This is a genomic window from Aeromicrobium sp. (assembly GCF_050700635.1).
Taxonomy (GTDB): domain Bacteria; phylum Actinomycetota; class Actinomycetes; order Propionibacteriales; family Nocardioidaceae; genus Aeromicrobium.
On the sequence record NZ_JBOHDT010000180.1, the window covers coordinates 1 to 10,776 of the forward strand.

A 10,776-nucleotide genomic window follows, 5' to 3' on the forward strand; every position below is an offset into this window, starting at 1 on the left:
GAACCGGTGTGCCCGGTCCCGCCGCTCCCTCGTCGCGCCCTCACGCGACGCGTCATCCTAGCCCTTGGGTGGTCCACGGCTCGGCTATCGTCATCGGGTGCCGGACGACACCCCCTTCCGCCCGACGCTGCGCCGCTCATGGCGGTTGCTCAGGGCTTTTCGTGTCGAGCAGTCCGACCCGGACCACTTCTACGGCACCTTGGCCGCCGACTCCGTCGGCCAGGTCCGCTCGTACGCGCCGCTCGACCGCCAGTGGGTGCTTGACGTCGGCGGGGGACCGGGTTATTTCGCCAAGGCGTTCCGAGCGGCCGGCGCCCGCTACACGGCGCTGGACGCCGACCTCGGCGAGATGTCCGGTCGAGGTCAGTCGGAGGCCGGCACCGTTCTCGGCAGTGGGATGGAGCTTCCCTTCGCCGACGACAGCTTCGACGACACCTACTCCTCCAATGAGCACGAACACGTCCGCGACCCGTGGCGGATGGCCGACGAGATGGTGCGGGTGACGCGTTCTGGCGGACTCGTCTTTCTGTCGTACACGCTCTGGTGGGGCCCCTGGGGCGGGCACGAGACGTCGCCTTGGCACTATCTCGGCGGCGGACGCGCGGCCCGCCGATATGAGCGCCGGCACGGCCATCGACCCAAGAACGTTTTCGGGACCTCACTCTTCGCGGTCACCGCTGCCACGGGTCTTCGCTGGGCGCAGGCCCAGCCGCGCACCGTGGTGGTCGCACTGGTCCCGCGCTACTTGCCGCGCTGGCTGTGGTGGGTCGTGCGCGTGGCCGGCCTGCGAGAGGTGGTGACATGGAACCTCGCGATCGTGATGCGCAAGGTGTGACGCCGCGCGATCGCAGGTCCGTCACGCGGTTCCGGCTCACCGCGTGGAGCCTGGTGCTCGTCGCCGTGGCATTCGCGCAGGCTCCCGGACGAGTCGTCGCCGACACGAAGCTCGATCTCGCGGCGGCGCCGCTGGGCTTCCTGGAGCGAGCCCTGCAGATGTGGGACCCGATCGGTGCGTTCGGCCAGGTCCAGAACCAGGCGTACGGCTATCTCTTCCCGATGGGCCCGTTCTTCGCCGCCGGCCATCTCGCCGACCTGCCGCCATGGGTCACCCAGCGTCTCTGGTGGTCGGTGCTCCTGGTCGCTGCCTTCCTCGGGACGGTGAAGCTCCTGAGCGTCCTGGAGATCGGCGTCGGGTGGACCAGGATCCTCGCCGGATTCGCGTTCGCACTCTCACCTCGCATGCTGTCCGTCATCGGTGCGTCGTCGATCGAAATGTGGCCGTCGGCGCTCGCTCCCTGGGTGCTCGTGCCGCTCGTGGTCGCCACGAGGCGGGGGAACCCGCGCCGGCTCGCCGCCTTGAGCGCGCTGGTGGTCGCGTGCATCGGTGGCGTCAACGCCGTCGCGACGTTCGCGGCGGTGCCGCTCGCGGCCTGGTGGATCTGGTCTGCACCGCGGGGCCCGCGGCGTCGGGCCCTCATGTCGTGGTGGCCGGCGTTCGTCCTGATGGGCGCGCTGTGGTGGCTTCTTCCGCTGTTCCTGCTCGGCCGGTACAGCCCACCGTTCCTCGACTACATCGAGAGCGTCACGAACACCACGTTCACCGCCACGCTCGTGGACGCCATGCGGGGCACGTCGAACTGGGTGGCGTACGTCGACACGTACACGGACGCCGGCAACTCACTCATCACCGACCCGGTGCTGATCGTGAACGGCGTAGTAATCCTGGCGCTCGGGGTGCTCGGTCTTGCTCGCACCGATCTCCCGCATCGACGATTCCTGGTATCGGGACTGCTCACCGGGGTCGCCCTGGTGACGCTCGGGCACGTGGGATCGACGTCCGGCTTCGGCGTCGACCTGGTCCGCGATCTCCTCGACGGGGCACTGTCACCGCTGCGCAACACCCACAAGTTCGACGTGCTCATCCGCATCCCACTCGTCATCGGGCTGTGCCATGGCGTCACCATGCTCACCCGCGGTCGCGCCTTCGACGGCGCGGTGCGGGCCGACGCCTCGACCGTCGGGGTCGGGCTCGTCGCCTGTGTGGCGATGCTCGGCGCGTCGATCCCTGCGTGGACGGGGCACCTTGCTCCGAAGTCGTCGTTCACCGAGGTGCCGGAGTACTGGCGAGAAGCCGCGGCGTGGCTGGACAACCGTCCCGACGGCCGTGCGGTCCTGGCTCCCGCCACGACGTTCGGCGCCTACGTCTGGGGACGGACGCGCGACGAACCACTGCAGCCGCTCGCGACCCAGCCGTGGGCGGTGAGAAACGTCATCCCGCTCGCCCCGGGCGGCAACATCGAGATGCTCGACACGATGTCGAACGCCCTTGCCACCGGTCGCGGTTCCGAGGGTCTGGCCGACTTCCTCCGCCGAGCCGGAATCGGCACGATCGTCGTCCGCCACGACATCGAACGATCGGGCGACGTCGTGTCGCCGGAGCTCGTCCGCTCCACCCTCGAGTCGACGCCCGGCGTGAGTCGGGTCGCGGTGTTCGGACCCCACGTCGGCGGCGGACCGACGCTGACCGACCGGGGCCGCCGGGTGTTCGTCGACCGTGGTTGGCAGTCGCGGCGACCGGCGATCGAGATGTTCGCCATCGACGGCGGCGTCATGCGGCGTACCGTCCCAGCCGCCGAGGACGTCGGGGTCGTCGCCGGTGACGCGAGCTCGCTGCTGCGTCTGGACGAGCTCGGACTCGGTGACGGTGAGACGGCCGTGCTCGGTCAGGACGCCGACGAACGACGGACCTACCCGAGCGTGATGCTGACCGATGGCAACCGTCGTCATGAGGCCGCGTTCGGAGCAGTGCGCCGCAACCGCTCGGCATCGTTGACGCCTGCGGAGGCGTACCGGTCGGACCGGGGCGTGCACAGGTACGACGAGGCGTCACTTCGTGGTTGGACCAGCGTCCCGCGGCTCGATGGCGCTCGATCCCTCACCGCCTCGTCGAGCCGGTCCGACATCGGCGCCTTCCCGTTGCTCGATCCGTCAGCCCAGCCGTGGGCGGCGTTCGACGCCGATCCGACCACGTCATGGCAGCCCGGCCTGCAGGAGTCCGGCACGGAGTCCTGGCTCCGCCTCGAGCTCGACGAGAGAATCGATGTCGGCGCCGCCACCATCACGATCGACCAGCCGGCGGGCCGGTCGCAGGAGCTCACCGTCACCACCGAGCAGGGCGATCGGACCGTCCGCGCGCATGGGCGCACACCGGTGCGGGTGGACGTCGGTCGAGTCGGTCGGGTCGGCATCGCGGGTGTCGGCACGTTCAACCGACCCCTCGCCGTCAGCGACGTCGGTCTCGAGAACGTCCGGCTGTCGCGCCCACTGGTCCTGCCCGAACTCCCCACCGCGTGGGGAAACCCGACCGGCATCCTGCTCCAGGCCCCGGCCGGCAGGGTGCCCGGGTGCCTGTTCCTCGACGGCGTGCGCCGCTGCTCAGAAGACCAAGCCGTGCGCACGGACGAGGACCGCATGCTCGATCGGGAGCTGGAGCTGGGTTCTGCCGGCGGGTTCCGGACCCGCCTTCGGGTCACCGCAGACGGCGGGTCCGACCTGACCGCGCTCCTGCAGCGGGACAGGCTGGCAACGGTCGAGGCAAGCTCGCAACAGACCGATGATCCACGCGCAGGTGCGCTGGCGGCAGTGGACGGGCGTGACACGACCGGATGGGTCGCAGCCGACGACGACGGCGACCCGACGCTCACGCTTCGCTGGATCAGCCCTCGCGCCGTCGATGAGCTGAGACTCCGGACATCAGGAAGTCTCGCCGCTTCGACACCACCCCGGGTTCGCCTCGTCTTCGACGACGGCACCGAGACGGTGGTCGACGTCGAGCGCGGACGGATCCGGTTCGATCGGGTCCGCACCTCCTCGGTCGAGATCCACCTCCTCGCCGGGACGCCCCGACTTTCCGTTGGTTTCGACGGGGCGGTGGAGCGACTCCCGCTCGGCGTCGCCGAGATGTCGGTGCCCGATGCAGGTGGGTTCCCGATCAGTCTCGACGCCGAGTCGCGCTCGTACCCGTGCGGCTCGGGGCCCACCGTGTCGGTGAACGGACGTGAGCAGCGCACCAGGGTGGTGGCATCGCCGCGGAGATTGCTGTACGGCAGGAACGTGGAAGCACGGGGGTGCGGCCAGGAGGGAGATCGACTCTCGCTGGGCGCGGGCACCAACCGGATCACGGTCACGGGGACGTCGGCAATCCGCCCGGTGGACCTCCTTCTCACGGGCGATGCTGCGGCGTCCTCCGCCGTGTCGGATGAGGGTCGCGCCGCTGTGCTGGCGACCACCCACAACACCAACCCCGGGTGGATCGCCCGGACGTCGGACGGCCGGCTCGGGCTCGAGCCTGTAGTCCTCGATGGCTGGCGACAGGGTTGGTACGTCGCCCCAGACCGACTCGGCCAGGTCGAGACGTCGTTCGGTCCCGGCCGGACGTACCGGGTGATGCTCGCCGTCGGGGCGGTCTTCCTGGTGGCGCTGGCGCTGGTGGCACTGGTGCCTCGACGCACCCAGAGGAGGTGGCCGACGACCGATGAACCCCGACGAACGTCGGCGATCGGCCTCCTGCTGGGTCTCGCGGTTGTCGCCGGGATGACGGCTGGTGTGCCGGGCCTGATCTCGGCGGGCGTCGGACACGTGACCGCGCGCCTCAGGTGGCGCGGGATGCGTCTGAGCTCGGTCGTGGCTCCGACAGCAGTCCTTGCCGCGGGAGTCGTCTCCGTCGTTCGTCCGTGGGACGGGTCTGCGTCGTGGGCCGGTGAGTACGCCGCTCCTCAGCTGCTCGTGCTGGTGGCCTTGTCCTGCCTCGTGCCTGTTCGCCTGGGTGTGCGCCGTCCGGCGTTCTTGAGACGCAGGAAGGGCCGCTCGACCAAGCGGTACAACACCTCTGACACGACCAGGCTCACCGACAAGGTCAACGCGAAGACGACGTAGAAGTTCTCGTAGAACAGCGTCAGGTCGAGTGCCTCGTACAGCAGAGCGAGGACGATGAGGTGGCAGCAGAAGAGGCTGTAGGAGATGTGTCCGAGGTGACGCAGGAACGGTTGGGCCATCGCTCGGGCGTACCGGGTGTGACCGTCGCCGAAGATGCTGGGCAGCATGACCGCGCCAGCCACGACCCCGTACAGGATGCTCCGCCACACCGACTCCGACGCCGTCCGCGCCACGAGGGCGGCCTCGCCGGCGATCGGGGTGGCGGCGACGACGAGCGCAGCGCCCGCCACGAGCCAGCAGGCACCCGGTGCGCTTGCCGCTGCGCGACACCAGCGAACGGGGGCGAGTTCTCGTCCGCCGGTGCGGTGGCGGCGGTCGACGTCGAGCACGGCGAGCGCGATGCCCAGGCAGAACCAGCCGAGGTATCCCGGCAGCGCTTGCGTGACCCACGTTCCCCAGGAGGCGAGTTGACCGGCGGCCGCGGCGCTCCAGACGAGCGACCCCGCTGACACCAGGACGAGCAGCGCGATCAGGAGCAGAGGTCGCCAACGGTTCCGAACCGCGAGTCCCAGCAGGAGCATGCCGACCGGAAGGAGAGCGTAGAACGCGACCTCGGTGGCGAGGCTCCACATCTGGGTGAGGCCGTGCGGGAGCACGTCGTTGCCGTACATGTCCACGAGCAACAGGTTGCCGATCCATCGAGCCCGAGCCACCGAGGAGTTTTGCTCCAGCAGGAGCAGAGCGGCGATGACGGCCACCCAGTACACGGGCAGGATCCTCAATGCGCGCTTGAAGAAGTAACGTCCGACGCTGTCGTGCGGCACACCGGTGCGCAGGTGTCGCAGCCAGGGATGGGAGAGGAGGAAACCCGACAGGACGAAGAAGATGGCCACGCCGATCTCCAGGCGCTGTGCCACGGCACCCGGCAGACCTTCGTCGTAAGCGCCCGCCCAGAAGGCCGTGTGCGTGGCGACGACGGCGATCGACGCGACGGCGCGCAGCGTGTCGAGGCCGGGGAAGGTCAGCGTGGCCGTGGTGTCGGTCATGACAGTGCCGAAATCGGGCCCGCGCGCACCACGTCGAGGCACAGCTTGAGACTGGGGGTTGTCGTGCGGATCTCCATGGTGGAGTACGCCCCGTCGCCGACGAGGAAGTACGTGTGAGGGCCGGCGGCGATGTCGATCTCGTACGCCCTGCGGCCGTCGAAGCGTACCTGCGCCTGACCGTCCGCGGAGGCGGCGTAGTTCAGCGAGGTCCACGGGAACTCGTCCATGCCATCGCGGGTGAGCTCGACCCGCTGCGGTCGTGAGCCGATGCGCAACCCGCAGCCCTCCTCGTCGCCGGGCTCGGCCACCGTGCCGCCACTGATATTGGCCTGGCTGCTGCGCCCGCGGTTGTCGAGGATCCGCAAGTCGTTACCGGACTTCGAGGTCTGCACGAGGTCACCGTACGGCGACAAGAGGTGCGACGGCAGGTTGTGCGGGTGGTGGATCGGCAGCTGCACCAGCTCGGGCACCTCGACGTCGGCCACGGGTACCGGGTCCGCCGCGGTCGTGGCCCGGGCGTTCGCGACGAACTCGCGCGCGGGGAACTCTCGGTGCCACGGTGCGACGTAGGCCAGAGTGCTCGCCACCGCGCCGGTGAGCATCACGATCGCCGCACCCGCCATCAGGAATCGCCTCGGGCGCGAGAGAGCGCCAGGCGCCGGAAGCTCGCGGCGGAACGCGGGTGCCCCGGCGACCAGCACCGGCATGGTCGCCAAGCCGAGGGCGAGTGCCGTCACCGGGAGGGTGTCGGCGAGATAGCGGGTGAGGAGCGCGGCGAGCTCTCCGACTTGGAGCCCGCGTCCGAAGACGATGGCGAGATAGGTGACGAGCAGCTGCGCGGCAAGCATCGCGAGGGCCGCGAGCGCCGGTCGAGGGTTCCGTCGAACCAAAACCACCAGCGTCGCCACGACGACGATCGCGGCGACGACGTGGGCGACAAGCGGGGGAGCGGCCACGCTCACCGGGTCGGCGACGAGCCGCCACTGCCACGGGCCGCCTACGAGTGGCGCCAGCCACGCGGTGCCGACGAGCTGCCGTCCGATCTGGAGTGCCGGCGCGTCGCCCACGGCTGCGACCGGTGACGGTGTCGTCATCGCGTACACGGCGACGTAGCCGGCGGCCAAAACCGCCAGCGGGACGACGAACGGCCAGTGCAGCCGCGCGACGGTCCACGGCTTGGTGAACCATCGGCCACCTGGCGACAGGAAGAACGTCATGAACAGGCCGATCGGCACGACCATGACGAGTCCACGCGGGCCGCTCGCCGCGGCCAGAGCCAGCGCGAGCACCGCCCACACCACGGCCCGTGCGCGACGATCTCGTGCCCACACGACCACCGCACTCACCAGGAGGAAGAATGCGGCTTGGATCGGCAGACCGTTGAGTGAGGCCGCCCACCACATCACGACGTCGGGAGACATGGCGGCGAACAGATAAAGGGCGAGCGGCGCCAGGATGCCCCAGCGATCGCCGAACACGGTGCGCAGCATCAGGTAGCAGGAGGTCGACGCCACGACCTGGATCAGCAGCGTGAGCGTCGCGGTCAGCATCCATGCGAACGGACCAGCGTGGGAGACCAGCCAGACGAGGGCGATGCCGAAGGGCATGAGCTGGCTGTCGTGCGGCCTCATCAGGACATCGAGCCCGAACGGCTCGACCGCGGTCTTCTCGAGCAGGAGGAAGTCGTCGCTGTAGAACCAGCCACCTTGGATCGACCATGCACGAAGGACGATCTGCAGGCCGACCAGCGTGATTGCGGCGGTCCGCACGAGCTGAGCCGTGGTCACGTCAGGTGGAACGAGGGCCCGTAGACCACTCCCTCGGTCGTCGCTCACAAGACCGGATGATCTCACGCACTCGGTGCACCGACGTGACCCTCGGGCCCTGTTAAGGTCAGCCGTCGCATGCTTGGGAGGGAGCCCACTGTGAGGAAGCTGGGGACGGTTGCGCTGTTTTTCGGTGCGTTCCTGTTGGCGCTTGCCGCGCTGACCAGGTTCTACATGTACGACCGGCTCGCCGTCGCGCCGTTCAACAACACCTCGACGAGCATCTCGGAGACGAAGGCGGGTGCCGATGCCGAATACCTCGACATCAAGAAGCTCGAGGTGGTGAGCGGACCGCTCAAGTCCACGCGCATCGTCTCGGGCGACGTCAAGCAGGGCAAGGCGGTGAGCAAGGATCTCCGCCAGGACGTGGTCGTCTGGCACACGTACAGCTGCACCGGCAAGCCCGACTTCGACTGCTCGGCCGGCAAGACCCCGCTGAGCGGCACCACCGACCTCGTCGCGTTCGACCGTACGAGCGGGGCGGCCGTCACCTGGGCCGGAGCGACGTCGGAGTCCGGTGGCGAGAAGACCGAGCCAGCCGGGTTCGAGGGTCAGTACTTCAAATTCCCCTTCGACACCCAGAAGAAGAGCTACAAGTTCTGGGACGGCACCATCGACCGCGCCACGACTGTCGAGTACGTCGGCGAGGGCGAGATCGACGGCCTGGGAGTGTACGAGTTCCGCCAGACCATCGAGCCGACCAAGTCCGGCACGATCGACGTCCCGGGCGACCTCGTCGACGAGAACGCCGCCACGGTCACCGCCGACCGGATGTACTCCAACGTGCGAACGTTCAGCGTCGAGCCCACGACCGGTGTCATCCTCGTCGGCGGTGAGCAGCAGGACTCGTTCCTCGCGGTCGACGGCGAGCGAAGGCTCACCACCACGAAGGCGACACTCGAGTACACCGACGAGACCACCCAGGGCTTCGTCGACGAGTACGAGAGCAAGGCGCTCCTGCTGGGGCTGGTGAAGTCGACGATCCCGCTGGTCGGGCTCGTGCTGGGCGTCCTCCTCATCGGCCTGGGTCTTCTCAGCCGACGTGGTCGTCGCTCGCGCCGATCGGACGGAGACCAGCAGCGGACGCCGGTCGGCGCCGGAGTCGGCTAACGACATAGGCTCCGCTGCATGAGCCCGACCCCTGATGCAGCCGACCAGCTGCTCCGATTCGTCGACGCCTCGCCCACACCGTTCCACGTCTGCCGCACCGTTGCGGCCGATCTGGAGGCGGCCGGGTGGTCACGACTCGACGAGCGGGAGCCGTGGCCCACCGAGGCGGGGAGGCACTACGTCGTCCGGGGAGGGTCGCTGGTGGCGTGGTCGTCGACGGATGTGGCAACCGATGCCTTCCGGGTGGTCGGCGCCCACACCGACAGCCCCAACCTGCGTTTCAAGCAGCACCACGACGTCGGCACCGACGCGGCCGCGGTCGTCGCGCTCGAGCCGTACGGCGGCCCGCTGCTCGACACCTGGTTCGATCGCGATCTCGGCGTCTCCGGACGGGTTGTGCTCCGCGACGGCGGCGAGCGACTCGTGAGCATCGACGAACCCGTCCTGCGAGTGCCGCATCTCGCGATCCACCTCGACGAGGACCGCAAGGGGCGTGACATCGACCCGCAGCGACACCTGAATGCCGTGTGGGGCGTCGAGCCGCGGGAGTTCCTGGTCTGGCTGTGTGAGCGCGAGGGCCTCGCCCGGCCGGATGTCCTCGGCTTCGAGCTGATGGCTCACGTCATCCAGCCCAGCGCCCGGGTGGGTGCAGCCGGCGACCTCGTGGCCGCCCCGCGTCTCGACAACCAGGCCACCTGCTTCGCAGGCCTGCAGGCGCTCCTGGCCGCCGACGCCATCGACGGGATCCGTCCCATGCTGGTGCTGTTCGACCACGAGGAAGTCGGCAGCACCAGCGAGCGGGGCGCCCAGTCGGACCTGTTGACGACCGTGCTCGAACGCATCGTGCTCGCTTCCGGTGGTTCGCGAGACGACTACCACCGAGCGATCGCCGCGTCGATGTGCGCGTCCGGCGACATGGCGCACGCGACGCATCCGAACTACGAAGACCGGCACGAGTCGCTGCACCACATCGCGCTGGGCGGGGGCCCCGTGCTCAAGGTCAACCAGAACCTGCGCTACGCCTCTGAGTCACGCGGTGCGGCGGCGTTCGCGTTGGCCTGTGAGCGGGCCGGTGTGCCGCTCCAGCGCTATGTGCACCGCGCCGATCTGCCGTGCGGCTCCACGATCGGGCCCCAGAGCGCCGCGCGTACGGGAATGATCACCGTCGACGTGGGCGCGCCGCAACTGGCGATGCACTCCGCCCGCGAGGTCATGGCGGCCGTCGACATCGACCTGTACACGCGCGCTCTCACGGCCTTCTTTTCCCCGCAGGGCCCCCTCCCCGGCTGACTCGGCGATCCCGTACCCTTGAAGGGCGCTGGTGGCCTGCGCGTTCCTCGGACGGAGCAGGGCCGTGCTCGTGCCCGTGTCGGGCCCATCCCCTCGACATTCCCACGATCCAAGGGCTGCCCGCCGACCGACAATTCCATCCATTCATCGGAGTCCACCCCTATATGAGCAGCAGCATCGCAACTCCTTCTGCGGCACCGCAGGTTGCGGTCAACGACATCGGCAACGAGGAAGACTTCCTCAAGGCCATCGACTCGACCATCAAGTACTTCAACGACGGCGACATCGTCGACGGCACGATCGTCAAGGTCGACCGTGACGAGGTCCTCCTCGACATCGGCTACAAGACCGAGGGCGTCATCCCCTCCCGTGAGCTGAGCATCAAGCACGATGTCGATCCCAACGACGTCGTCGCCGTGGGCGACACCGTCGAAGCCCTCGTCCTCCAGAAGGAGGACAAGGAAGGCCGTCTGATCCTGTCCAAGAAGCGCGCCCAGTACGAGCGCGCCTGGGGCGACATCGAGAAGATCAAGGCCGAGGACGGAGTCGTCGAAGGCACCGTCATCGAG

At 69.0% G+C, this 10,776-nt stretch carries 6 protein-coding genes and 1 pseudogene; 5 read left to right on the top strand and 2 right to left on the bottom strand.

Translation table 11 applies throughout. The features are described from left to right. Window positions 1-97: 97 nt before the first annotated feature. Both ACRDPN_RS14280 and ACRDPN_RS14285 read left to right on the top strand, forming a co-directional pair. The gene (locus tag ACRDPN_RS14280) at window positions 98-835 is read left to right on the top strand and encodes a class I SAM-dependent methyltransferase (protein ID WP_431449230.1); all 738 of its coding nucleotides are present in this window, start codon (window positions 98-100) and stop codon (window positions 833-835) included. Next, window positions 802-4,935: an alpha-(1->3)-arabinofuranosyltransferase domain-containing protein gene (locus tag ACRDPN_RS14285; protein WP_431449232.1), complete on the top strand. Its 4,134-nt coding sequence runs from the start codon at window positions 802-804 to the stop codon at window positions 4,933-4,935. The genes ACRDPN_RS14280 and ACRDPN_RS14285 overlap by 34 nt, the downstream gene beginning before the upstream one ends. 14 nt (window positions 4,936-4,949) lie before the next feature. Here the strand turns inward: ACRDPN_RS14285 and ACRDPN_RS14290 are convergent. Beyond that, window positions 4,950-5,981: pseudogene (locus tag ACRDPN_RS14290) on the bottom strand (acyltransferase family protein); the annotation flags it as partial. Continuing rightward, window positions 5,978-7,750, bottom strand: a complete 1,773-nt coding sequence (locus ACRDPN_RS14295; protein ID WP_431449234.1) for a hypothetical protein — start codon at window positions 7,748-7,750, stop codon at window positions 5,978-5,980. The gene ACRDPN_RS14295 and the pseudogene ACRDPN_RS14290, both read right to left, overlap by 4 nt. A gap of 156 nt (window positions 7,751-7,906) precedes the next feature. Between ACRDPN_RS14295 and ACRDPN_RS14300 the strand changes: the two genes are divergently transcribed. The 3 genes from ACRDPN_RS14300 to ACRDPN_RS14310 all read left to right on the top strand — a co-directional run. After that, the gene (locus ACRDPN_RS14300; RefSeq protein WP_431449236.1) at window positions 7,907-8,917 is read left to right on the top strand and encodes a DUF3068 domain-containing protein; all 1,011 of its coding nucleotides are present in this window, start codon (window positions 7,907-7,909) and stop codon (window positions 8,915-8,917) included. An 18-nt stretch (window positions 8,918-8,935) separates the two neighbouring features. Then, the gene (locus tag ACRDPN_RS14305; RefSeq protein ID WP_431449238.1) at window positions 8,936-10,207 is read left to right on the top strand and encodes a M18 family aminopeptidase; all 1,272 of its coding nucleotides are present in this window, start codon (window positions 8,936-8,938) and stop codon (window positions 10,205-10,207) included. A 164-nt stretch (window positions 10,208-10,371) separates the two neighbouring features. Further along, window positions 10,372-10,776: S1 RNA-binding domain-containing protein (locus tag ACRDPN_RS14310; protein ID WP_431449240.1), on the top strand; the 405-nt coding region annotated here is incomplete at its 3' end.

Coding starts and splice junctions, on each gene's coding strand:
- ACRDPN_RS14285 (WP_431449232.1), top strand. CDS start 802: ATGGAACCTCGCGATCGTGATGCGCAAGGTGTGACGCCGCGCGATCGC.
- ACRDPN_RS14305 (WP_431449238.1), top strand. CDS start 8,936: ATGAGCCCGACCCCTGATGCAGCCGACCAGCTGCTCCGATTCGTCGAC.